Source organism: Enterobacter cloacae complex sp. R_G8 (assembly GCF_024599795.1).
GTDB lineage: Bacteria > Pseudomonadota > Gammaproteobacteria > Enterobacterales > Enterobacteriaceae > Enterobacter > Enterobacter dissolvens.
Window position 1 is genome coordinate 735718 of sequence record NZ_CP102246.1, and the last position, 25514, is coordinate 761231.

The following is a 25514-nucleotide window of genomic DNA, read 5'->3' on the forward strand; positions in this document are numbered from 1 at the left end:
CACCCAATCTGGAGGTATCTATGACAACGCAATTACGAGGCGTAATGGCTGCACTTTTGACCCCTTTTACCCAACACCAGGCTTTGGATAAAGAGAGTCTGCGCCGTTTGGTCCAGTTCAATATTGGGCAGGGGATCGACGGGCTTTATGTTGGTGGCTCAACGGGAGAGGCGTTTGTGCAAACCCTTTCAGAGCGTGAACAGGTAATGGAAATTGTGGCGGAGGAGGCGAAGGGGAAAATCACGCTCATCGCGCATGTGGGTTGTATCAGTACGGCTGAAAGCCAGCAACTCGCCATCGCCGCCGCTCGCCTGGGCTTTGACGCAGTGTCCGCCGTCACGCCGTTTTACTATCCCTTCAGCTTTGAAGAGCATTGCGATCACTACCGCGCCATTATTGAGTCAGCAGAGGGGTTGCCGATGGTGGTCTATAACATTCCAGCATTAAGCGGCGTGAAGTTAAGTCTGGATCAGATCAACACCCTGGTGACGCTGCCGGGTGTCGGTGCCCTGAAACAAACCTCAGGCGATCTTTTCCAGATGGAGCAGATCCGTCGCGCGCATCCTGATCTGGTGCTCTATAACGGCTATGACGAGATCTTCGCATCTGGCCTGCTGGCGGGGGCCGATGGGGGAATTGGCAGCACCTACAACATCATGGGCTGGCGCTATCAGGCGATCGCAAAAGCGGTTCGCGACGGGGATAACGCCACCGCTCAGCGCCTGCAAAGCGAGTGTAACAAGGCTATCGATCTGCTTATCAAGTCAGGTGTATTCCGTGGACTAAAAACGGTATTGCACTACATGGACGTGGTTTCCGTGCCGCTGTGCCGCAAACCGTTTGCCCCCGTGGATGAACAATATGTGCCGGAGCTGAAAGCGCTGGCGGAGCAGTTAATGGCGGAAAAACGCTAACGCATCGCCGGATGACGCGTTGCTTGTCCGGCTAAAAATCCTGTTCGGGAGAGTGTTATGAGTATGTCTACCCAAAGCATCCCGTGGTATCGCCATCTTACGCGCCCTCAATGGCGTGCCTTCTCCGCCGCCTGGCTGGGGTATCTGCTTGATGGCTTCGATTTTGTACTGATTGCCTTAGTCCTGACAGAAGTAAAAAGTGAATTTGGTCTGACGACCGTTGAAGCGGCGAGCCTTATTTCAGCGGCATTTATCTCGCGCTGGTTCGGCGGCTTGTTGCTGGGCGCGATGGGCGACCGCTATGGCCGAAAGCTGGCGATGATCACCAGCATTGTGCTTTTTTCCTGCGGTACGCTGGCCTGCGGTTTTGCACCGGGCTACGTCACCATGTTTATCGCCCGCATGGTGATTGGGATGGGAATGGCAGGGGAATACGGTTCCAGCGCAACCTATGTTATTGAAAGCTGGCCAAAACATCTGCGCAATAAGGCCAGCGGTTTTCTCATCTCTGGATTCTCTGTTGGTGCGGTGGTTGCGGCGCAGGTGTACAGCCTTGTGGTACCCGTCTGGGGCTGGCGGGCATTATTCTTTATCGGCATCTTGCCTATTGTCTTTGCCCTGTGGCTGCGTAAAAACATCCCGGAAGCCGGGGACTGGAAAGCGAAGCATGAAGGAAAAACCCCGGTGCACACGATGGTCGATATTCTTTATCGTGGCAAATACCGTGTGATCAACATTGCGATGACGTTGTTTGCCGGAGTGGCACTGTGGCTCTGTTTTGCGGGAGAGCTTAATAACGTCGGGATGGTGGTCATACTGGGGCTGCTGTGCGCTGTCGTTTTTATCAGCTTTATGGTGCAAAGTAGCGGCAAACGCTGGCCTACCGGCGTCACGCTGATGGTAGTGGTGCTGTTTGCCTTTCTCTACTCGTGGCCGATTCAGGCATTGCTGCCAACCTATCTGAAAACGGAGCTGGCCTACGATCCGGCTACGGTGGCTCGCGTGCTGTTCTTCAGCGGGTTTGGTGCGGCGGTAGGCTGCTGTGTAGGCGGCTTTCTTGGCGACTGGCTGGGAACGCGTAAAGCTTACGTCTATAGCCTGCTGGCCTCGCAGCTGCTCATCATTCCGGTGTTTGCGATTGGCGGCGCTAATATCTGGGTGCTCGGGTTATTGCTCTTTTTCCAGCAGATGTTAGGTCAGGGTATTTCCGGGATTTTGCCTAAGCTGATTGGCGGCTATTACGATACCGATCAGCGGGCAGCTGGGCTTGGATTTACCTATAACGTCGGCGCTCTGGGCGGGGCGATTGCGCCGGTAGTAGGTGCACTCCTTTCACAACGAATGGAACTGGGAACCGCGCTGGGATCGCTCTCCTTTGGCCTGACGTTTGTGGTTATTCTGTTGATCGGCCTGGATATGCCGTCTCGCGTACAGCGTTGGATCAGGCCGGAAGCGCTGCGCACTCATGACGCCATCGACGGTAAACCACTGAGCGGCGCTTTTCCTGCGGGGACAGTAAAAAGCGAGCAGGTGGTAAAATGACGATGCTGGCAATGGATACTGGCGCAACAATGCTCACCGCGGCTCTGTTAGTACCAGGAGACACATAATGATTTTGGGAGAACTGCGGTCAATGGCGTCTTCCGGGTTGCCTTCTGTCCTGGCAAACGCCCTCTCGCTGGCGGTTGCTGCCCAACCTCAGGAGAAGGCGCCGGGCCACTACGAACTGCCGGGCAACGATATCTTTATGAATGTTATGCAGTTTGACACGCAGACGCCGGAACAGAAAAAGGCAGAACTGCACGCGCAATATATCGATATCCAGCTGTTGCTAGCCGGAGAAGAGCGCATTCTGTTTGGTGTTACCGGCTCTGCGCGTGAGTGCGAGGAAATGCATAACGCCGAAGATTATCAGCTTTGCAGGCGCATTGAAGGGGAGCAATTCGTCATTCTGAGACCGGGTATGTTCGTGGTGTTTATGCCGGGGGAACCGCATAAACCGGGGTGTATTACCGAATCGGCGAGAGAAATAAAAAAGGTCGTGGTGAAAGTGCGTGCCAGCCTGTTAACCGCATAAAAAAAGCCGGATGGTTATCCATCCGGCTCGTTTTTACACTTCCAGGTAATTCAGTATACCGTCTGCCGCCTTACGCCCTTCGGCAATCGCTGTGACCACCAGGTCAGAGCCACGAACGATATCACCACCGGCAAAGATTTTCGGGTTGCTGGTCTGGAACGCATTGTCGCTGCCTTCTGGCGCGATAATGCGACCCTGTGAATCCAGCTCAACGCTGTGTTTCGCCAGCCACTCCATGCTGTGAGGGCGGAAACCGAACGCCATCACTACGGCATCGGCCGGGATCACATGCTCAGAGCCAGCCACGATCTCCGCACGACGACGGCCTTTGGCATCCGGCGCACCCATCTCGGTACGCGCCATCTTCACGCCGCTCACCTTGCCGTTGGCATTCACTTCAATACCCAGAGGCTGGATGTTGAACTGGAACTCCACACCCTCTTCACGCGCGTTTTTTACTTCGCGTTTGGAGCCTGGCATGTTTTCTTCGTCACGACGGTAAGCACAGATCACGTGCGCCGCGTTCTGGCGAATGGAGGTACGCACGCAGTCCATCGCGGTATCACCGCCGCCCAGCACCACCACGCGTTTACCTTCCATACTGACGAAAGGCTCATCAGCCGTTTCGCCATAACCCATGATCTGCTTGGTGTTGGCGATCAGGAACGGCAGCGCGTCGTACACGCCCGGCGCGTCTTCGTTCTCCAGCCCGCCACGCATGGACTGATAGGTGCCCACGCCGAGGAACACGGCGTCGTAATCTTTCAGCAGATCGTCGAGCTGCACGTCGCGGCCCACTTCCACATTCAGTTTGAACTCAATGCCCATGCCGGTGAAGATTTCACGGCGGCGGGTCATCACCTCTTTCTCCAGCTTAAAGGCCGGGATACCGAAGGTCAGCAGGCCGCCGATCTCCGGATGACGGTCAAAGACCACCGCCTTCACGCCGTTACGGGTCAGGACATCTGCACAGGCCAGGCCCGCCGGGCCTGCACCGATAATCGCCACGCGCTTGTCGGTTTGCTTCACGCCGGTCATATCCGGACGCCAGCCCATCTCAAACGCTTTATCGTTGATGTAGCGCTCAATGTTACCGATGGTCACTGCGCCAAACTCATCATTCAGCGTACAGGAGCCTTCACACAGACGGTCCTGCGGGCACACGCGGCCGCACACTTCCGGCAGGGTGTTGGTCTGGTGAGAGAGCTCAGCGGCTTCGAAAATACGTCCTTCGTTGGCCAGCTTCAGCCAGTTCGGGATGTAGTTATGGACCGGACATTTCCACTCACAGTAAGGGTTCCCGCAGGACAGGCAGCGGTCTGCCTGTGCTTTGGCCTGGCCTTCTGAAAACGGCTCATAGATTTCTACAAATTCAATTTTACGGATCTTCAGCGGTTTCTTTGGCGGATCAACACGCTGCAGGTCGATAAACTGGTATACGTTCTGGCTCATCTGAATTCCTTACTGCGCCTGCACACGCAGCTCTGCTGCGCTACGACTACGGTGACCCAACAGGGCTTTAACATCGCTGGACTTCGGTTTAACCAGCGCGAATTTCGCAGAGAACGCCGGCCAGTTCGCCAGGATCTCTTCGCCGCGCGAAGAACCGGTATGCTGCACGTGTTCGGTAATCAAACCGCGCAGGTGTTCTTCGTGGATCGCCAGCGTATCAACGTCCAGCACTTCCACCAGTTCCGGGTTCACGCGTTTGCGGAACTCGCCGTCTTCATCCAGGACGTAAGCAAAACCACCTGTCATGCCTGCGCCAAAGTTCACGCCGGTTTTACCCAGCACGCACACAATCCCGCCCGTCATGTATTCACAGCCGTTATCGCCAATGCCTTCCACCACGGTGATGGCACCGGAGTTACGCACCGCAAAACGCTCACCCGCACGGCCCGCGGCAAACAGACGACCGCCGGTTGCTCCATACAGACAGGTGTTACCGATGATGCTCGCTTCGTGACTGCGGAACGCTGAGCCCACCGGAGGACGCACGGCCAGCAGACCCCCCGCCATGCCTTTACCGACGTAGTCGTTGGCATCGCCAGTCAGGTACAGCTCAACGCCGCCGGCGTTCCACACGCCGAAGCTTTGACCCGCCGTACCGCTGAAGTGCGCGGTGATCGGATCCGCTGCCAGCCCCTGGTCGCCATGTGTTTGCGCGATGTAACCAGAGAGCGACGCGCCCACAGAGCGGTCGGTGTTGCGGATATCAAACCAGAACGTTTTGCTCTGCTTCTCATCTACATACGGCTTTGCCTGCTGCAGCAGCTGCGCGTTCAGCACGCCATTGTCGAACGGCGGGTTGTTCTCGGTGCAGTAGACCGCTTTACCCGGATGCGGCTCGGCCGTTTCCAGCAGCTTGCCGAGATCCAGTTTCTGCTGTTTGGCAGTGAAACCGTCCAGCTCTTTCAGCAGGTCGGTACGGCCAATCAGATCCACCAGACGCTTCACGCCCAGTTGCGCCATCAGCTCGCGGGTTTCGCGGGCGATAAAGTCAAAGTAGTTCGTCACTTTGAACGGCAGGCCGTGATAGTGGTTCTTACGCAGTTTCTCATCCTGGGTTGCCACACCGGTCGCACAGTTGTTCAGGTGGCAAATACGCAGGTATTTACAGCCCAGCGCAACCATCGGGCCGGTACCAAAGCCAAAGCTTTCCGCACCCAGAATCGCCGCTTTGATGATGTCGAGGCCGGTTTTCAGGCCGCCATCCACCTGCAGACGGATCTTATGACGCAGACCGTTCGCCACCAGCGCCTGTTGGGTTTCCACCAGGCCAAGCTCCCACGGGCAGCCCGCGTATTTCACGGAGGAGAGCGGGCTTGCGCCGGTACCGCCGTCATAACCGGCGATGGTGATGAGATCCGCATAGGCTTTCGCCACGCCGGTAGCGATGGTGCCGACGCCCGGTTCGGAAACCAGCTTCACGGAGATCATCGCTTTCGGGTTGACCTGTTTCAGGTCGAAAATCAGCTGCGCTAAGTCCTCGATAGAGTAGATATCGTGGTGCGGCGGCGGGGAGATCAGCGTCACGCCCGGTACGGAATAGCGCAGTTTGGCGATGTACGGGGTGACTTTATCACCCGGCAGCTGACCGCCTTCGCCCGGTTTCGCACCCTGAGCGACTTTAATCTGAATGACGTCAGCGTTGACCAGGTACGCTGGCGTTACGCCAAAGCGACCAGATGCCACCTGCTTGATACGGGACACTTTATTGGTGCCGTAGCGGGCAGGATCTTCACCGCCTTCACCGGAGTTAGAGTTACCGCCGATGCTGTTCATCGCTTCGGCCAGTGCCTCGTGGGCTTCCGGGCTTAATGCGCCGATGGACATCGCGGCGGTGTCAAAGCGTTTGAACAGCTCAGACGCCGGCTCCACCTCGTTAATGCTGACTGCTTCATCACCCGGATTCAGCGCCAGCAGGTCGCGCAGCGTGGCCGCCGGGCGCTCGTTAACCAGTTTTGCATACTGCTGATAATCGCTGTACTCGCCGCTCTGAACGGCCTGCTGCAGCGTGCGCACCACGTCCGGGTTGTAGGCGTGATATTCGCCACCGTGAACGTATTTCAGCAGACCGCCTTGCTCCAGCGGCTTACGTGCCAGCCAGGCGCGTTTCGACAGGTTCACCAGATCCTGCTGGAAGTCGGCAAAACCGGCTCCGCCGATACGGCTGACCACGCCCTGGAAGCAGAGATTTGCGACCTCATTATGCAGACCAACCGCTTCAAACAGCTTCGAGCAACGGTAGGAGGCAATGGTCGAGATGCCCATTTTGGACATGATCTTATACAGGCCTTTGTTGATGCCGTTACGGTAGTTCAGCATCACTGCACGGTAGTCTTTGTCGATCGCGCGGGTATCGACCAGACGTGCCAGCGTTTCGTAGGCCAGGTATGGATAAATCGCCGTCGCACCAAAACCTAACAGCACAGCAAAGTGGTGTGGGTCGCGTGCGCTTGCGGTTTCAACAATGATGTTAGCGTCACAGCGCAGGCTCTTATCGACCAGACGCGTCTGGATAGCACCCACCGCCATCGGCGCAGGCACCGGCAGGCGGTTCTTCGCGATATTACGGTCAGACAGCACCAGCAGAACGGTACCGTTACGTACCATCTGTTCAGCTTTGTCACACAGCGCGTTCACCGTCTCTTCGAGGCTCGCTTCAGTCACGTCGAAGGTGATATCAAGCGTGTCGGCGCGGTAGTGATCCTCTTTCAGCGTGGTGAGCTGTTTGAAATCGGAGTAGAGCAGGATCGGCGATTTAAAGGTCAGGCGGTGGGCCTGGCCTTCAGCTTCGCAGAAAACGTTCATCTCGCGACCAATACTGGTAGCCAATGACATGACGTGTGCTTCACGCAGCGGATCGATTGGCGGGTTGGTCACCTGCGCAAACTGTTGACGGAAGTAGTCATAAATTACACGCGGCTGGCTGGAGAGCACGGCAAACGGGGTATCGTCACCCATGGAGCCGACCGCTTCCTGGCCGTTTTCACCCAGTACGCGGATGACGGAGTCCAGCTCTTCCGCGCTGTAGTTAAATTGTTTCTGGAAACTCGCCAGCGTATCGTCGTCCAGTTCGCGGCTGCCCACTTCTTCATCCGGCAGATCTTCGAACGGCACCAGACGGCGCACGTTTTTCTCCATCCACTCTTTGTACGGATGGCGGCTCTTCAGGTCGTGGTCGGTTTCAGCGGAGTGCAGAATACGTCCACCGCGGGTATCGATAACCATCAGCTCGCCCGGGCCAACGCGGCCTTTCTCAACCACTTCGTCAGGCTGGTAATCCCAGATACCGACTTCAGAGGCACAGGTGATGAGCTTATCTTTGGTGATGACATAGCGCGCCGGACGCAGGCCGTTACGGTCCAGGTTACAGGCGGCAAAACGACCGTCGGACATGACGATGCCCGCCGGACCATCCCACGGCTCCATGTGCATGGAGTTAAAATCAAAGAAGGCGCGCAGCTCCGGATCCATATCCGGGTTGTTCTGCCAGGCTGGTGGCACCAGCAGACGCATGGCACGAACAATATCCATGCCGCCTGCCAGCAGCAGTTCCAGCATGTTATCCATCGAGCTGGAGTCAGAGCCGGTTTCGTTAACGAACGGCGCGGCATCGTGCAGATCCGGGATCAGTGGGGTCTGGAACTTATAGGTACGGGCGCGTGCCCACTGGCGGTTACCGGTGATGGTGTTGATCTCACCGTTGTGCGCCAGATAGCGGAACGGCTGTGCCAGCGGCCAGCGTGGCACGGTGTTGGTGGAGAAGCGCTGGTGGAACAGGCAAATGGCCGATTCCAGACGCAGATCCGCCAGGTCCAGGTAGAAGCGCGGCAGGTCAGCCGGCATACACAGACCTTTATAAATGTTTACCAGATTCGAGAGGCTACAGACGTAGAACTCTTTATCGTCCTGGAGACGTTTTTCAATGCGGCGGCGAGCGATAAACAGACGGCGTTCCATATCGCGTGGACGCCAGCCCGCAGGCGCATTAACGAAAATCTGTTCAATACGAGGCAGCGAGGAGAGGGCGATTTCACCGAGCACCCCTTCGTTGGTTGGCACATCGCGCCAGCCAACAATAGACAGGGTTTCACGCTGAAGTTCTTCTTCGACGATGCGGCGTGAGGCGGCAGCTTTTTCAGGATCCTGATTCAGGAACAGCATACCGACAGCGTAGTTTTTGGCTAAACGCCAGCCGCGCTCTTCCGCTACGATACGGAAGAAACGATCCGGTTTTTGCAGCAGCAGACCGCAACCGTCGCCGGTTTTACCATCGGCAAGGATGGCACCACGGTGCTGCATACGGGCCAGTGCGTGAATAGCAGTACGCACTACCTTGTGGCTAGGTTCGCCTTCTATGTGGGCGATCAGGCCGAAACCACAGTTATCCTTCTCAAGGGATTTATCGTACAACATATCAGTGAACCTCCCCAGGCTCGTCGGGCTTCCCACTGAACCGTGGCGCACAGGCACAGAAAGAGCATGGCGACGGGGTTTGCGTTTCATACGCGGACCTCGCATTCGCCCTCTTTTTCATCCTTTCGCGCAGGTAAACAAGTTTGAGGACTTGCTTCAGAGGGAAATCTCAATTACTGCATAAATATGATGAGCAGGCCGCTCATCCAGAAAGCTTCCAGCGGATTTCCAACTTATCGGGAATTGGTACACAGGTCAAATGGCAATCTTATTTATACAAAAATGTGCTAAAGATAAGTTATGTTATTGTATATAAAAGGTATTTAACTATTTTTACAACCACCTGGCGCCCGGGGAAGTCGCCGAGGAGTGTGATCTGACTCACTATATGAAAGCGGTATTATCGATGCAGCGTGCTGAATAGCGGTTTTTTAGCAGAATAATACGCTGTCATGGAGTTTAAACCCGCATAAAGACACTGTTTTTCAATGCTGGCGTGATAAATGAAAAAAACAATCAGAACATAAGGAAAAGTAATCACGTCTGGCGTGAATGAAATTGCAGTAATCTTGAGTATTTATTCATGAGGGTAATGGCCATCCAGGGCGATTGATCCAGGTCATCGCCGACGGTGGCTAAAAATGGCAGGCTTGTCCCCTTTCTTCGGGACGGTCTATCAGATTATGCAGTTACAGAAATTAGTCAATATGTTTGGTGGGGATCTTTTGCAGCGCTACGGGCAAAAGGTTCACAAGCTGACGCTGCATGGCGGTTTTAGCTGCCCGAACCGCGATGGCACTCTCGGACGTGGTGGCTGTACGTTCTGCAACGTGGCTTCGTTTGCGGACGAAGCGCAGCAGCATAAATCTATCGCGGAACAGCTCGCGCATCAGGCCCGTCTTGTGAACCGGGCAAAGCAGTATCTGGCCTATTTTCAGGCCTACACCAGCACATGGGCGGAAGTGCAGGTGCTGCGTTCCCTGTATCAGCAGGCGGTCAGCCAGGCCAATATTGTGGGGTTGTGCGTAGGCACGCGACCGGACTGCGTGCCGGACGCGGTGCTGGATCTACTCAGCGAGTACCAGGATCAAGGGTACGAGATCTGGCTGGAACTGGGTTTGCAAACGGCTCATGACAAAACGTTGCATCGTATTAACCGTGGGCATGATTTTGCCTGCTATCAGCGCACCACTCGCCTGGCGCGCGAGCGCGGGTTGAAGGTCTGCTCGCATCTGATTGCCGGTCTGCCGGGCGAAGGGCTGCAGCATGGCCTGGAGACGCTGGAAAAAGTCGTTGAAACGGGCGTAGACGGGATCAAGCTGCACCCGCTGCATATCGTACAGGGCAGCATTATGGCCAAAGCGTGGCAAGCCGGACGGTTAAACGGCATTCCACTTGATGAGTATACGGAAACGGCAGGGGAGATGATCCGCCATACGCCGCCCGAGATTGTCTACCACCGCATCTCCGCCAGCGCCCGCCGTCCAACGCTTCTGGCACCGCTGTGGTGTGAGAACCGTTGGACGGGGATGGTGGAAATTGACCGCTATCTGCATGAGCACGGTGTGCAGGGATCGGCGCTGGGAAGACCGTGGGTTGCCCCGCTACCGACGGCGACCGCCTAACAAACTCCCCAGCATGCCGCGCACAATCTGATTCGTGACCTGCCGCGCGGCGCTTTTCGCCATCGTCTGTACAACGCCATCGCGCTTGCCGCCGCGCGGCCCGGTGCTGCCAAACAAAATGTCTTTCAGCCCACCCAGAATGCCGTCATCCACCGCGACTGACTGGCCTTTGGCAGGAGGCGCATCCTGCGATTCGGTGGTGGCCTGTACGCCTTTTTGTAGCATCTCGAAGGCAGATTCACGATCCACTTCGTCTTCGTATTTCCCGTAAACCGGGGAGTGGTTAATCAGGGCATTGCGCTCATCGTCTGTCACCGGTCCCATCCGCGAGCAAGGGGCAATCACCATGGCACGTTCCACAATGGACGGGCTGCCCTTGGCATCAAGGAACGAAATCAGCGCTTCACCGGTGCCCAGCGCCTGGATCGCCGCTTCGGTATCAAAGTCCGGATTCGCGCGCATGGTTTGTGCGGCAGCTTTGACGGCTTTCTGATCTTTTGGCGTAAAGGCGCGCAGGGCGTGCTGGACGCGGTTACCGAGTTGTCCCAGTACGTTATCGGGGATATCCGACGGGTTTTGCGAGACAAACCAGACGCCGACGCCTTTGGAGCGGATCAGGCGGATAACCTGCTCGATCTTGTCCAGCAGCACCTGCGGTGCGTCGTTAAACAGCAGGTGCGCTTCATCAAAGAAGAACACCAGCTTCGGCTTCTCAAGGTCGCCCGCCTCTGGCAGCTGTTCGTAAAGTTCAGAGAGCATCCACAGCAGGCTGGCGGCGTAGAGTTTCGGCATCTGGTAGAGCTTCTCTGAACTCAGGATATTAATGATGCCCTTGCCGCTGCTGTCGGTGCGCATCCAGTCTTTGATATCCAGCATCGGCTCGCCGAAGAAATGTTCTGCCCCCTGTTGCTCCAGCGTCAGTAACCCGCGCTGAATAGCCCCTACTGAGGCACTGCTGATGTTGCCGTACTGGTTCTGGAAAGATTTAGCGTTATCGCCGATGTACTGGGTAATGGCGCGCAGATCTTTGAAATCAAGCAGCAGCAGCCCCTGGTCATCGGCAATACGGAAGATGATGTTCAACACCCCGGACTGGACATCGTTGAGGTTCAGGAGACGGGCCAGCAGCAGCGGGCCAAGATCGGAGACGGTGGCTCGTACCGGATGACCTTTCTCACCAAAAATATCCCAGACAACAACCGGGTTGTTGTGGGGCGTCCAGTCATTGACGCCGATATTTTTCAGGCGCTCAATCAGTTTCTCGGACGGAGTCCCCTCCTGAGCCACACCGGTTAAATCGCCTTTTACATCGGCCATAAAGACCGGCACGCCAATCTCAGAGAGCGATTCGGCCAGCTTCTGCAGGGTCACGGTTTTCCCTGTCCCGGTGGCACCGGTGATCAGGCCGTGACGGTTCGCCATCGCAGGCAGTAAAAACAGCTCTTTCTCCAGCGTCCTGGCAATCAACAATGGTGTACTCATGATACTCATCCTCTCTTAGTCCTCGGTGGAGTATAGGCAACCTGACGGCAAAATGGCGGTAAAAATTCCTTACTTTGCGGCGTATTACCCAGCGCGGACTATGCTTTTGCATACGGTTCACAACATGTTGGGAATGTATGTCCAGATTCTTTTTTAATAATCGCAAACAACTGGTCAACGATGCTATTGAAGGCATTCTGATTTCTGCTCCGCACGGCAATCTCGTCAAGCTCGATGTTGATCCCGCCATTCGCATTGTGGCGCGCAGCGACTGGGACAAGAGCCGCGTGGCGGTGATCTCCGGTGGCGGCTCAGGGCATGAACCGGCACATGCCGGGTTTGTTGGTAAAGGGATGCTCACGGCGGCGGTCTGTGGCGACCTGTTCGCCTCGCCGAGCGTGGATGCGGTGCTGAATGCCATTGTGGCGGTAACGGGCGACCGTGGCTGCCTGCTGATCGTTAAAAACTACACCGGTGACCGCCTGAACTTTGGCCTGGCGGCAGAAAAGGCTAAACGCTACGGCCTGAAGGTGGAGATGGTGATTGTGGCAGACGATATTGCGCTGCCGGACAACAAACAGCCGCGCGGCATTGCCGGTACGGCGCTGGTTCATAAGATCGCGGGTTATGCCGCAGAGCATGGAAAATCGCTAAGTGAAGTGCGTGATATTGCGCAACAGGCCTGCGATAACCTCTGGAGCCTGGGCGTTGCGATGCAAACGTGTAATTTGCCGGGAAGCGACGAGGAAGAAGGGCGCATTAAGCAAGGCCATGTCGAGCTGGGTCTGGGCATTCATGGTGAGCCGGGGGCTTCCGTCGTGGATACGCAGAACAGCAAAGCGATTATCGACACGCTGGTGACGCCGCTTAAGGCTCAGGCCGGTGACGGGCGCTTCGCTGTGTTAATCAATAACCTGGGTGGGGTATCAGCGCTTGAGATGGCTCTGCTCACCAAAGAGCTGGCGCACTCGGCCCTGAAAGAGAACATTGCGTACCTGATTGGCCCGGCACCACTGGTGAGTGCCCTGGATATGAAGGGCTTTTCGCTGACGCTGCTGAAGCTGAACGATCTGTTCGAGAAAGCCCTTCATGAAGAGGTGGAGACGTTGGGCTGGCAGAAGCCGGTGGCGTTTGCACCGTTGCGGACCCAGGAGCATAGCGCGATCCACGACCGCGTGGAGTTTACCCCGTCCGCGAATCCGCAGGTGGGCGAGTATGTCTCTGTGGCGACAAACACCCTGATTCGACTGGAAAACCGTCTTAACGCGCTGGATGCGAAAGTGGGGGATGGCGATACCGGATCCACCTTTGCGCAAGGGGCGCGGGAGATTGCGCAGCGTCTGGAGGAGAACAACCTGCCCCTTAACGATGTGTCGACATTACTCCTGCTGGTGGGGGAGCGGCTGGCAACGGTGATGGGCGGATCGAGCGGCGTATTAATGTCGATCTTCTTCACGGCGGCCGGGCAAAAGCTGCATGACGGACAATCGCTTGCGGATGCCTTGCTGAGCGGGCTGGCACAAATGAAGCAGTATGGCGGGGCCGATCTTGGCGATCGCACACTGATCGACGCGCTGCAACCGGCGCTGGAGGCATTGCAGAAAGGGGATCTTAAGGCAGCAGCGCAGGCGGCACAGCAGGGCGCAGAGGCAACGGCCAGAATGGGCAAAGCAGGTGCGGGGCGCTCGTCGTATGTGAATAAAGAGAATCTGGATGGGGTAATGGATCCGGGGGCGGTCGCGGTGGCAGAGGTGTTTAAGGCCATGGTAGAAGCAAAACGGTAACAACCGTTACCGTTTTTAGTGTTTGCGCCCTCTCCCCGTGGGAGAGGGTTGGGGTGAGGGTATCAGGCCGCACATACCCCGGCACAATCACATCAAAAATCCGCTTTCAACACCACGCGATAACGGGCTTTGCCGTCACGCACGTGTTGAATAGCTTCGTTGATTTTCGACATCGGATAGAGTTCGGTGGTGGGAGACACTTTCGTGCGCCCGGCGAACTTCATCAGTTTGCGCAACTCGTACGGCGTACCGGTTGCAGAGCCGGACACGCTGCGATCCCCGCCGATCAGGGTAAACGCCGGAACCGGTAGCGGCTTCAGCACGGCACCCACCGTATGGAAGTTACCGCCGTAGGCCAATGCTTCAAAGTACGGCTGCCAGTCGAGATCGACATTAACAGTGTTGATGATCAGATCGAATTGACCCGCCAGCGCGTTCAGGGCTTCCGGATCGCGGCTGTTCACCACTTTATCCGCCCCCATCGCCAGCACTTCTTGCTCTTTCGCCGGGTTAGAACTGAACGCCGTTACTTCACAGCCCATTGCGTGCAGCAGCTTGATGGCAATATGACCGAGACCCCCGATGCCAATCACGCCCACACGGCTGGTGGCGGTAATATGGTGCATCAGCAGCGGTTTAAACACGGTAATGCCGCCACACAGCAGCGGACCGGCAGATTCGATATCAATGCTGTCCGGCAGCGGAATGACCCATTGCCAGTCGGCGCGCAGTTTATCGGCAAAACCGCCCTTGTTGAGGATGGTTGGCACGGCGCCTTCAAGGCAGTTGATCTGGTTACCGCTGATACAGGCGTCGCAATGACCGCAGCTGCGTGCCGTCCAGCCAATACCCACGCGCTGGCCTACTTTCAGGCCTTTGTCCTGCGCAGCGCTACCGAGCGCCACGACGCGGCCAATGACCTCGTGTCCGGCGACCAGTGGATAGCTTGAAAAGCCCCATTCGTTGTCGATCATGGAGAGATCCGAGTGGCAGATCCCGCAGTAATCAACCTGTACTTCGACGTCTTCTGCTTTTAGTTCGCCCGCATCGTACTCGTACAGCTCAAGTTCTGCACCCGCCTGCGGTGCGGCGTAGCTTTTTATCTTCGACATCGTGTTTCCCCCGTTGTGGTGTGAACTGAGAGTGTAGAGCATTCAGTTAACCATCGCTTAACAGAAGAGGGCGGGAACAAAATTTACAGCGCTTTCAGCATCCTGACTTCGCAATCGACGTGGCCGGTACAGCCCAGCGGCGCATCGATATGCTGAAAGCCCAGATGTTCATACAGGCCGATGGCCTCTTTGAGGAAGGCGGTTGTTTCGAGGTAGCAGCGTGTAAAACCCTGATTGCGGGCATGTTCGAGTGCAACCAGCGCCAGTTTTTTCGCCAGGCCTTGCCCGCGAACTGATGGCAGGAAATACATTTTCTGCAATTCGCAGATATCCGGCTCGCTGCAGCTGAGCGGCGCAACGCCGCCGCCGCCTACCACCTGGCCATTCTGTTCAATAACCCAATAGGCGTGGCCTGGCTGGCTGTACAGCTGAAACAGCTCATCCAGATTCGGGTCGGCAACCGTATAGCCTTTATCGGCCGTCAGGCCATACTCGGCAGAGACGGTGCGGATAACGGCGGCAATCGCCGGGTTGTCCTGCTCAGTGATCCGACGCATCGTCGTCGCGACGGGGGTAATCACGCTCATAGCATTACTCATGACAAAAATTGACACACAACTGCTGTTAATAGCACCGCAGAAAGGGGAGTGCAAGCGAGGAGTTTTCAGGAAGAGTACCCCTTACGCCCTGAAGCGTAAGGGGTAAAAGCATTACAGGGCCGCAATAACCGCCTGCTGCTCAATCAGTTTGGTTTTCGCATCGGCGAAAGCAACCAGGCGTTCACGCTCTTTGGCGATGACCGCTTCCGGCGCGCGGGCGACAAAGCCTTCGTTCGCCAGTTTGCTTTCGATTTTGCCAATTTCCACGTCGACTTTGGCCACTTCTTTCGCCAGACGAGCCAGCTCGGCATCTTTGTCGACAAGACCCGCCATTGGGATCAGCAGCTCAGCGCCATCGATGATTTTTGTCACAGAGACCGGACCTTTGTCATCGGCTGGCAGCACGGTGATGCTTTCCAGACGCGCCATGGTTTTCAGGAAGGTGTTGTTCTCGGTGACACGACGAACAGCCGCGTCGCTGCAACCGCGCAGGAGCAGTTCCAGTGGTTTGCCCGGGGCGATGTTCATTTCTGCACGGATGTTACGTACAGCGACGATCGCCTGCTTCAGCCACTCGGTATCCGCTGAGGCAGCTTCATCCACTTTAGCGGCGTCGAATTCCGGGAACGGCTGCAGCATAATGGTGTCGGCGTTGATACCCGCAATCACTTTCACACGCTGCCAGATGGTTTCGGTGATAAATGGAATGACCGGATGCGCCAGACGCAGCAGACCTTCCAGCACGGTAATCAGCGTGTTACGCGTACCGCGCAGTTCCGCCTCCGTTCCACCGTTCATGACCGGCTTCGCCAGCTCCAGATACCAGTCACAGAACTGGTTCCAGGTGAATTCGTACAGAATGCCCGCCGCGATGTCGAAGCGGTAGCTGTCCAGCGCCTCGCGGAACGCTTTCACCGTCTGGTTGAACTCGGCCAGGATCCAGCGATCGGCCAGAGACAGGATCATCTCGCCGCCGTTGAAGCCGCAATCCTGATCTTCGGTGTTCATCAGCACGAAGCGGCTGGCGTTCCACAGTTTGTTACAGAAGTTACGGTAACCTTCCAGACGCTTCATGTCCCAGTTGATATCGCGACCGGTGGAGGCCAGCGCTGCCAGGGTGAAACGCAGGGCGTCGGTACCGTGAGATTCAATCCCGTTCGGGAACTGTTTCTCGGTGCGTTTGCGGATCTTCTCTGCCAGCTGCGGCTGCATCATGTTGCCGGTACGTTTTTCCAGCAGCTCTTCCAGGGAGATACCATCAACCATATCCAGCGGGTCAATGACGTTGCCCTTGGATTTGGACATCTTCTGGCCTTCATCGTCACGGATAAGACCGGTCATATAGACGGTATGGAACGGAACCTGTGGCTTGCCGTTTTCATCTTTGATGAAGTGCATGGTCATCATGATCATGCGGGCAATCCAGAAGAAGATAATATCGAAGCCGGAGACCATCACGCTGGTTGGGTGGAACTGACGCAGCGCGTCGGTGTTCTCTGGCCAGCCGAGGGTGGAGAAGGTCCACAGCGCGGAGGAGAACCAGGTATCCAGCACGTCTTCGTCCTGACGCAGGGCAACATCCGCGCTCAGGTTGTTTTCCTGACGCACTTCATCTTCACTGCGGCCAACGTACACGTTGCCTTCGTTGTCGTACCATGCCGGGATACGGTGACCCCACCACAGCTGACGGGAGATACACCAGTCCTGAATATCGCGCATCCAGGAGAAGTACATGTTTTCGTACTGTTTTGGCACGAACTGAATGCTGCCGTTTTCAACCGCTTCAACAGCCGGTTTTGCCAGCACGTCGGCACGCACGTACCACTGGTCGGTCAGCATTGGCTCGATAACCACACCGCCGCGGTCGCCGTACGGCACGGTCAGATCGTGAGGTTTAATCTCTTCCAGCAGGCCGAGGGCGTCAACGGCAGCCACAATTGCTTTACGCGCGGCAAAGCGTTCCAGCTTCTGGAACTCAGCCGGGATGTCGCTGGAGTAAACGTCGGATTCGTTGCCTTTGGTGTCATACACTTCTGCGCTTTCGCGGATATCACCGTCGAAGGTCAGAATGTTGATCATTGGCAGGGCGTGACGACGACCTACTTCGTAGTCGTTGAAGTCGTGTGCCGGGGTGATCTTCACGCAGCCGGTACCTTTTTCCATGTCGGCGTGTTCATCACCCACAATCGGAATACGGCGGTTAACCAGCGGCAGCACCACGAATTTGCCAATCAGATCTTTATAACGCGGATCTTCCGGGTTAACGGCCACGCCGGTATCGCCCAGCAGGGTTTCCGGACGGGTGGTCGCCACCACTAAGTAATCTTTACCGTCTGCGGTTTTCGCGCCGTCGGCCAGCGGATAGCGGATGTGCCACATGGAGCCTTTAGACTCGCGGTTTTCCACTTCCAGGTCAGAGATGGCGGTGCGCAGTTTCGGGTCCCAGTTTACCAGGCGTTTGCCACGGTAAATCAGGTCTTCTTTGTACAGACGGACGAACACTTCTTTCACGGCGTTGGAAAGGCCTTCGTCCATGGTGAAACGCTCGCGCTCCCAGTCTACGGAGTTACCGAGACGGCGCATCTGACGGGTAATGGTGCCGCCAGATTCTGCTTTCCACTGCCAGATTTTGTCGATAAAGGCGTCGCGGCCGTAGTCGTGACGGGTTTTACTCTCTTCAGCGGCAATCTTACGTTCAACCACCATTTGGGTCGCGATACCCGCGTGGTCAGTCCCCGCCTGCCACAGGGTGTTTTTGCCCTGCATGCGCTGGTAGCGGATCATGGTATCCATGATGGTCTGCTGGAAGGCATGACCCATATGCAAACTGCCGGTGACGTTCGGCGGCGGGATCATGATGCAGAAGGACTCTTTGCTTTCATCGCCGTTAGGCTTGAAATAGCCCTGCTGTTCCCAGTGCTCGTAAAGCGGCTGTTCGATATCGCGTGGGTTATATGTCTTTTCCATTATTTCCAGGTTGCCGTATTCAGGTTAAAACCAGCCAGGCGGTACGCTTTGTAGCGTTCGCGCGCCAGTTGTTTCAAGGATTCTTCGTAAGGGACAAAGTCTACCACTTCTGTGAAAGCGGTGGCAAAATCTGCAAAATCTATCCGCAGGCTAATCAGAATATCGCGCGCGCTGCTGTTGCGCTTTTGCGGCCAGGCTATCTCTACCGGTGCGCCGCCGCGCGGACCTTCGCCAGACAGGTTATGCGGAACAAAACTCTCCGGCGGGCGGGCCCACAGCGCTTCGTCCAGGCGAATCGCCTGTTGTTCATCTTCACAGGCAATGAGCACACGCTTACCTGCGCGCCAACGTTCTGCGGCAATTTCACACACCAGCTGTTCTACGGCGCTGAGGCCATCCTGATGGGTGTCGTTGTCCAGAAGGTAGAACGTTGCATTCTTCATATATGGGGCTTCTTAGTTTGGATTCAAATGCAAAGCCGGGTGGCGCTACCGCTTACCCGGCCTACGGTTGAGTGGCGTTGTAGGCCGGGTAAGGCGTAACCTCCACCCGGCGTGTTACATCACTCGTCGCCATTAAATCCGGCGCGATTGAGCAGGAACTGCGACAGCAGCGCAACCGGACGACCGGTTGCACCTTTGGCTTTTCCGGAGCGCCAGGCGGTGCCGGCAATATCCAGGTGCGCCCAGTTGTACTTGCGGGTGAAGCGTGCCAGGAAGCAGCCCGCGGTGATGGCACCACCAGGACGGCCACCGATGTTCGCCATATCCGCAAAGTTAGACTCCAGCTGTTCCTGGTATTCGTCACCCAATGGCAGACGCCATGCACGGTCACCGGCTTGTTCGGACGCGCCGATAAGCTCGTGCGCCAGCGGGTTGTGGTTCGACATCAGGCCGGTGATGTGGTGACCGAGCGCGATGACGCAGGCACCGGTCAGGGTTGCCACGTCGATCACCGCTTCAGGTTCGAAGCGCTCAACGTAGGTCAACACGTCGCACAGCACCAGGCGGCCTTCGGCATCGGTGTTGAGCACTTCAACGGTCTGGCCGGACATGGTGGTCAGGACGTCACCCGGACGGTAAGCACGTCCACCAGGCATGTTTTCGCAGCCTGCCAGGACGCCGATAACGTTAATGGGTAACTGCAGTTCAGCCACCATACGCATCACGCCGTAAACGGCCGCTGCGCCACACATGTCGTACTTCATCTCATCCATGCCTTCGGCAGGCTTGATGGAGATACCACCGGAGTCGAAGGTCAGGCCTTTACCGACCAGCACAATTGGACGCGCGTCTTCAGACGGATTGCCCTTGTATTCGATGACCGACATCAGGGATTCGTTCTGCGAACCGTTGCCAACCGCCAGGTAAGAGTGCATGCCCAGCTCTTTCATCTGCTGTTCGCCGATGACGCGGGTGATGACATTTTTACTGTAGGAATCAGCCAGCTGGCGCGCCTGAGAGGCCAGATAGGCGGCGTTACAGATATTAGGCGGCATGTTGCCTAAATCTTTTGCGGCTTTAATCCCGGCGGCAATCGCCAGACCATGCTGGATAGCGCGCTCGCCGCTGGTCAGTTCGCGACGGGTTGGCACGTTAAAGACCATTTTACGCAGCGGACGACGCGGCTCGCTTTTATTGGTCTTGAGCTGATCGAAGCTGTACAGGCTCTCTTTTGCGGTTTCGACAGCCTGACGCACTTTCCAGTAGGTGTTACGGCCTTTGACGTGCAGTTCAGTCAGGAAGCAAACGGCTTCCATAGAGCCGGTATCATTCAGCGTATTAATTGTTTTCTGAATCACCTGCTTATACTGACGTTCATCCAGCTCGCGTTCTTTGCCGCAGCCAATCAGCAGAATACGTTCGGACAGCACGTTCGGAACATGGTGCAGCAACAGCGTCTGCCCAGGTTTGCCTTCCAGTTCGCCACGGCGCAGCAGGGCGCTAATGTAGCCGTCACTGATTTTATCGAGTTGCTCGGCGATCGGGGAGAGTCGGCGTGGTTCAAAGACGCCCACAACGATGCAGGCACTCCGCTGTTTCTCCGGGCTACCGCTTTTTACACTGAACTCCATGCACTACGCTCCTGAATCTTAAAGACAACAGCGGCTGCTACGGATAGAATTGAAACCTTTCGTAACTCAAGTCCGCTGTTGTGGTGACTTCGTGTTAATCTTACGTTATTACGGTTTCGACACGTCAGAAAAAGTCCTGAAGCGTGAATCCGCCGGATGTTTTAATCTTAGCGATGATTTCGACGACTCAAGAGAATAAATGACGTTTAAGCCATGAAACAAGCGATTTTCCAGCAAAGAGACGGGTTTTTACGGGCGTATTTAAAGTGATAATCATAAGATATCTGGTGCGGGAGACGCTCAAAAGCCAACTGGCGATCCTCTTCATCCTGTTGCTGATTTTTTTCTGTCAGAAGCTGGTTAAGATCCTCGGTGCGGCCGTTGACGGCGAAATTCCAACGAATCTGGTGCTTTCCCTGCTTGGTTTAGGGATCCCGGAAATGGCGCAGCTTATTCTGCCGCTAAGTCTTTTCCTCGGTCTGCTCATGACGCTCGGTAAGCTCTACACCGAGAGTGAAATCACGGTGATGCATGCCTGCGGCCTGAGCAAGGCCGTGCTGGTGAAAGCCGCCATGATACTGGCGCTGTTCACGGGGATCGTCGCCGCGGTGAATGTGATGTGGGCGGGCCCAATGTCCTCTCGTCATCAGGATGAAGTGCTGGCCGAAGCGAAAGCGAATCCTGGCATGGCGGCGTTAGCGCAGGGACAATTCCAGCAGGCGACTGACGGTAACTCGGTGCTGTTTATTGAGAGCGTCGACGGCAGTAAATTCAACGACGTCTTCCTTGCGCAGCTGCGTACCAAAGGAAACGCGCGGCCGTCGGTTGTCGTGGCTGACTCTGGCCAGCTTGCTCAGCGCAAAGATGGTTCCCAAATCGTGACGCTGAATAAAGGCACCCGTTTTGAAGGTACCGCGATGCTCCGTGACTTCCGTATTACGGATTTCCAGAACTATCAGGCCATTATCGGCCATCAGGCTGTGGCGCTGGATCCAAGCCATACCGATCAGATGGATATGCTCACCCTGTGGAATACCAACACCGACGGTGCGCGTGCGGAATTCCACTGGCGTGTCACTCTCGTATTCACCGTCTTTATGATGGCATTGATCGTCGTTCCGCTGAGCGTGGTGAACCCGCGTCAGGGACGCGTGCTCTCGATGCTTCCGGCGATGCTCCTGTACCTGATCTACTTCCTGCTGCAGACCTCGATTCGCTCCAACGGTGCTAAGGGTAAGCTGGATCCGATGGTTTGGACGTGGGCCGTCAACAGTTTGTACATCCTGCTGGCGCTGGGATTAAACCTGTGGGATACGGTGCCAGTGCGCCGCCTTCGTGCCCGATTCTCGCGTAAAGGAGCCATCTAATGCAGGCGTTTGGCGTTCTTGATCGCTATATCGGTAAAACCATTTTCACCACCATCATGATGACGTTGTTCATGCTGGTGTCGCTCTCCGGCATTATCAAATTTGTCGATCAGTTGAAAAAAGCCGGGCAAGGGAGCTACGACGCGCTGGGCGCAGGGATGTATACCCTGCTCAGCGTGCCAAAAGATGTGCAGATTTTCTTCCCGATGGCCGCCCTGTTGGGCGCGCTGCTGGGGCTGGGGATGCTGGCACAGCGCAGCGAACTGGTTGTGATGCAGGCATCAGGCTTTACCCGTATGCAGGTGGCGTTGTCAGTCATGAAAACCGCGATCCCGCTGGTGCTGTTAACCATGGCGATTGGCGAGTGGGTGGCGCCGCAGGGTGAGCAGATGGCGCGTAACTATCGTGCGCAGGCGATGTACGGTGGTTCGCTGCTCTCGACACAGCAAGGGCTGTGGGCGAAAGACGGCCATAACTTTGTCTATATCGAACGGGTGAAAGGCGATGATGAACTGGGCGGCGTGAGTATTTATGCCTTCAATGATCAGCGTCGTTTACAGTCTGTACGTCATGCGTCGTCGGCGAAATTTGACCCTGAACACAAGCAGTGGCGGTTATCCCAGGTTGACGAGTCTGACCTGGCAGATCCAAAACAGATCACTGGTTCTCAGACGGTGTCCGGGACGTGGAAAACCAACCTCACGCCGGACAAACTGGGTGTCGTGGCGCTGGATCCGGATGCACTCTCCATCAGCGGATTGCACAACTATGTGAAATACCTGAAGTCGAGCGGGCAGGATGCCGGACGCTATCAGCTCAACATGTGGAGCAAAATCTTCCAGCCGATGTCCGTGGCGGTGATGATGCTGATGGCTCTGTCGTTTATCTTCGGCCCGTTACGTAGCGTGCCGATGGGGGTTCGTGTGGTCACCGGTATCAGCTTCGGTTTTGTATTCTACGTCCTCGATCAGATTTTCGGCCCGCTGACGCTGGTTTACGGCATCCCGCCGATTATTGGTGCGCTGCTGCCGAGCGCCAGCTTCCTGCTGATCAGCCTCTGGCTGCTGCTGAAACGCTCCTGATTGTCCTCTCCTCGCTTCCGGTTAGCCGGAAGCGAGGCTAATCTCCTGTTTCACCCCGCACTTTTTCTCACAACCTTCAACGCCGCGCCGCGAATTTGAGTATTATTGAGCGATAAAGTCGTGAAGGGATCCTCTATGAAGCAAATTCGAATGCTTGCCCAGTACTACGTCGACCTGATGATGAAGCTCGGGCTGGTGCGTTTCTCCATGCTGCTGGCGCTGGCGCTGGTCGTTCTGGCCATTGTGGTACAAATGGCCGTGACCATGGTGTTACATGGTCAGGTCGAGAGTATCGACGTGATCCGCTCTATCTTCTTCGGTTTGCTGATCACCCCCTGGGCGGTCTATTTCCTCTCTGTCGTCGTGGAGCAACTGGAAGAGTCCCGCCAGCGCCTGTCAAAGCTGGTCGATAAGCTGGAAGAGATGCGCGAGCGCGATCTGAAGCTCAACGTGCAGCTGAAAGACAATATCGCCCAGCTTAACCAGGAGATTTCGGATCGTGAGAAGGCGGAAGCCGAGCGTCAGGCAACGCTGGAGCAGCTGAAAATCGAAATGAAAGAGCGCGAGGTGACGCAGATCCAGCTTGAGCAGCAATCCTCTTTCCTGCGTTCGTTCCTCGATGCTTCACCGGATCTGGTTTTCTACCGTAACGAAGACAAAGAGTTCTCCGGCTGTAACCGGGCGATGGAGCTGCTGACCGGCAAAAGTGAAAAGCAGCTGATTCACCTGAAGCCGCAGGATGTCTATTCTGAAGAGGCGGCTGCCAAGGTCATGGAGACGGATGAAAAAGTCTTCCGCCACAACGTCTCGCTGACCTATGAACAGTGGCTGGATTACCCGGACGGGCGCAAAGCGTGCTTTGAGATCCGTAAAGTGCCGTACTACGACCGCGTCGGGAAACGTCATGGCCTGATGGGCTTTGGCCGCGATATTACCGAGCGTAAGCGCTATCAGGATGCCCTTGAGCGCGCCAGCCGCGATAAGACCACCTTCATCTCCACCATCAGCCATGAACTGCGTACGCCGTTAAACGGCATCGTTGGCTTAAGCCGTATTCTGCTGGACACCGACCTGACGGCGGAGCAGGAGAAATACCTCAAAACGATCCATGTCTCGGCGGTCACGCTGGGGAATATCTTCAACGATATTATCGACATGGATAAGATGGAGCGCCGTAAAGTCCAGCTGGATAACCAGCCGGTTGATTTCACCAGCTTCCTTGCCGATCTGGAAAACCTGTCCGGTCTGCAGGCGCAGCAGAAGGGATTACGCTTTGTCATGGAGCCAACCCTGCCGCTGCCGCACAAAGTGGTCACGGACGGCACGCGTCTGCGTCAGATCCTGTGGAACCTGATCAGCAACGCGGTGAAATTTACCCAGAAGGGCCAGGTGGCGGTGCGTATCCGTTATGACGAAGGAGACATGCTGCACTTTGAGGTGGAAGACTCCGGGATTGGCATTCCGCAGGAAGAGCAGGACAAAATCTTTGCCATGTATTATCAGGTGAAGGACAGCAATGGCGGTAAGCCTGCTACCGGCACGGGCATTGGCCTTGCGGTATCGAAACGGCTCGCGAAAAGCATGGGCGGTGATATCACCGTGTCCAGCCAGGCGGGCAAAGGCTCAACCTTTACCCTGACGGTGCATGCTCCGGCGGTGGCGGAAGAGGTTGAGGATACCTTCGAACATGATGATATGCCGCTCCCGGCGCTGCATGTCCTGCTGGTGGAGGACATCGAGTTAAACGTGATTGTGGCGCGCTCGGTGCTGGAAAAACTGGGTAACAGCGTGGACGTGGCGATGACCGGTAAAGCCGCGCTGGAGATGTTCAAACCGGGCGAGTATGACCTCGTTCTGCTGGATATTCAGCTACCGGACATGACCGGGCTGGATATCTCCCGCGCGCTGACAACGCAGTATGCGGCCGATGAACTGCCGCCGCTGGTCGCGTTGACGGCCAACGTACTGAAAGATAAAAAAGAGTACCTCGATGCCGGTATGGATGATGTGCTCAGCAAGCCGCTGGCGGTGCCTGCTCTGACCGCCATGATCAAGAAGTTCTGGGATACCCATGATGAAGAGGAGAGCACCATGACGTCTGTTGATAGCGCCAAAGCCCAAACGATTCTGGATACTGCCATGCTGGAACAGTACATCGACCTGGTCGGCCCCAAACTGATTACCGACGGTCTGGCCGTGTTCGAAAAAATGATGCCGGGCTACCTGAACGTACTGGAGTCCAACCTGACCGCGCGCGATCAGAAAGGGATTGTGGAAGAAGGACATAAGATCAAAGGCGCCGCTGGCTCTGTCGGGTTACGCCACCTGCAGCAATTGGGTCAACAGATTCAGTCACCTGATTTACCAGCATGGGAAGATAACGTGGGTGATTGGGTCGAAGAGATGAAACAAGAGTGGCAGAACGATGTGGCGGTGCTTAAAGCCTGGGTGGATGCCAGAAAAAAATGACCCCGGCTTAACCGGGGTGCGCGAATACTGCGCCAACACC

Annotated in this window: 16 protein-coding genes; 8 read left to right on the plus strand and 8 right to left on the minus strand. The window is 56.2% G+C overall.

The window, feature by feature from the left end; all coding sequences use genetic code 11:
• Positions 1 to 20 precede the first annotated feature (20 nt).
• The 3 genes from nanA to nanQ all read left to right on the plus strand — a co-directional run bounded on the left by nanA (position 21) and on the right by nanQ (position 2991).
• Entirely contained in the window at positions 21 to 914 is an 894-nt protein-coding gene (gene nanA, locus NQ842_RS03510) for an N-acetylneuraminate lyase (protein ID WP_083020541.1), read from the plus strand.
• A gap of 57 nt (positions 915 to 971) precedes the next feature.
• Positions 972 to 2456 carry an MFS transporter gene (locus NQ842_RS03515; RefSeq protein WP_063412697.1) on the plus strand — a complete coding sequence of 495 codons (1485 nt, stop codon included), beginning with the start codon at positions 972 to 974 and terminating at the stop codon, positions 2454 to 2456.
• A gap of 67 nt (positions 2457 to 2523) precedes the next feature.
• Positions 2524 to 2991, plus strand: coding sequence for an N-acetylneuraminate anomerase (gene nanQ / locus NQ842_RS03520; protein WP_046887322.1), 468 nt, complete (start codon positions 2524 to 2526; stop codon positions 2989 to 2991).
• A 33-nt stretch (positions 2992 to 3024) separates the two neighbouring features.
• Here nanQ and gltD read toward each other — a convergent pair whose 3' ends face one another.
• Complete coding sequence (gltD, locus tag NQ842_RS03525; RefSeq protein ID WP_014833470.1) at positions 3025 to 4443, minus strand: glutamate synthase subunit GltD; 1419 nt, start codon at positions 4441 to 4443, stop codon at positions 3025 to 3027.
• A 9-nt stretch (positions 4444 to 4452) separates the two neighbouring features.
• Entirely contained in the window at positions 4453 to 8913 is a 4461-nt protein-coding gene (gene gltB / locus NQ842_RS03530) for a glutamate synthase large subunit (protein WP_014833469.1), read from the minus strand.
• Between the two features lie 683 nt (positions 8914 to 9596).
• Here gltB and NQ842_RS03535 point away from each other — a divergent pair.
• Positions 9597 to 10538, plus strand: coding sequence for a TIGR01212 family radical SAM protein (locus NQ842_RS03535; RefSeq protein WP_096927749.1), 942 nt, complete (start codon positions 9597 to 9599; stop codon positions 10536 to 10538).
• On the opposite strand, the gene NQ842_RS03540 is transcribed toward NQ842_RS03535, so the two are convergent.
• The gene (locus tag NQ842_RS03540; protein WP_063427214.1) at positions 10518 to 12020 is read right to left on the minus strand and encodes a helicase HerA-like C-terminal domain-containing protein; all 1503 of its coding nucleotides are present in this window, start codon (positions 12018 to 12020) and stop codon (positions 10518 to 10520) included. The two genes, NQ842_RS03535 and NQ842_RS03540, sit on opposite strands and share 21 nt — an antisense overlap.
• A gap of 137 nt (positions 12021 to 12157) precedes the next feature.
• Between NQ842_RS03540 and NQ842_RS03545 the strand changes: the two genes are divergently transcribed.
• Entirely contained in the window at positions 12158 to 13804 is a 1647-nt protein-coding gene (locus tag NQ842_RS03545) for a glycerone kinase (protein ID WP_063427212.1), read from the plus strand.
• Between the two features lie 92 nt (positions 13805 to 13896).
• On the opposite strand, the gene NQ842_RS03550 is transcribed toward NQ842_RS03545, so the two are convergent.
• The 5 genes from NQ842_RS03550 to pepA form a co-directional block, all read right to left on the minus strand.
• Entirely contained in the window at positions 13897 to 14916 is a 1020-nt protein-coding gene (locus tag NQ842_RS03550; RefSeq protein WP_046887327.1) for an NAD(P)-dependent alcohol dehydrogenase, read from the minus strand.
• An 83-nt stretch (positions 14917 to 14999) separates the two neighbouring features.
• Positions 15000 to 15503, minus strand: coding sequence for a GNAT family N-acetyltransferase (locus tag NQ842_RS03555; RefSeq protein WP_096927605.1), 504 nt, complete (start codon positions 15501 to 15503; stop codon positions 15000 to 15002).
• A gap of 123 nt (positions 15504 to 15626) precedes the next feature.
• A complete protein-coding gene (locus NQ842_RS03560) occupies positions 15627 to 18482 on the minus strand; it encodes a valine--tRNA ligase (RefSeq protein ID WP_257256500.1) in 2856 nt (951 codons plus the stop codon).
• Positions 18482 to 18925 carry a DNA polymerase III subunit chi gene (gene holC / locus NQ842_RS03565; protein WP_008502815.1) on the minus strand — a complete coding sequence of 148 codons (444 nt, stop codon included), beginning with the start codon at positions 18923 to 18925 and terminating at the stop codon, positions 18482 to 18484. Before holC ends, NQ842_RS03560 begins: the two co-directional genes overlap by 1 nt.
• Positions 18926 to 19044: 119 nt before the next feature.
• Complete coding sequence (gene pepA, locus NQ842_RS03570) at positions 19045 to 20556, minus strand: leucyl aminopeptidase (protein WP_014833462.1); 1512 nt, start codon at positions 20554 to 20556, stop codon at positions 19045 to 19047.
• A gap of 266 nt (positions 20557 to 20822) precedes the next feature.
• Between pepA and lptF the strand changes: the two genes are divergently transcribed.
• From lptF to arcB, 3 genes are all read left to right on the plus strand, one after another.
• Positions 20823 to 21923, plus strand: coding sequence for an LPS export ABC transporter permease LptF (gene lptF, locus NQ842_RS03575; RefSeq protein WP_257256501.1), 1101 nt, complete (start codon positions 20823 to 20825; stop codon positions 21921 to 21923).
• Positions 21923 to 23005, plus strand: coding sequence for an LPS export ABC transporter permease LptG (gene lptG / locus NQ842_RS03580; RefSeq protein ID WP_257256502.1), 1083 nt, complete (start codon positions 21923 to 21925; stop codon positions 23003 to 23005). The genes lptF and lptG overlap by 1 nt, the downstream gene beginning before the upstream one ends.
• Positions 23006 to 23140: 135 nt before the next feature.
• Positions 23141 to 25474 carry an aerobic respiration two-component sensor histidine kinase ArcB gene (gene arcB / locus NQ842_RS03585; protein WP_046887329.1) on the plus strand — a complete coding sequence of 778 codons (2334 nt, stop codon included), beginning with the start codon at positions 23141 to 23143 and terminating at the stop codon, positions 25472 to 25474.
• Positions 25475 to 25514: the final 40 nt, after the last annotated feature.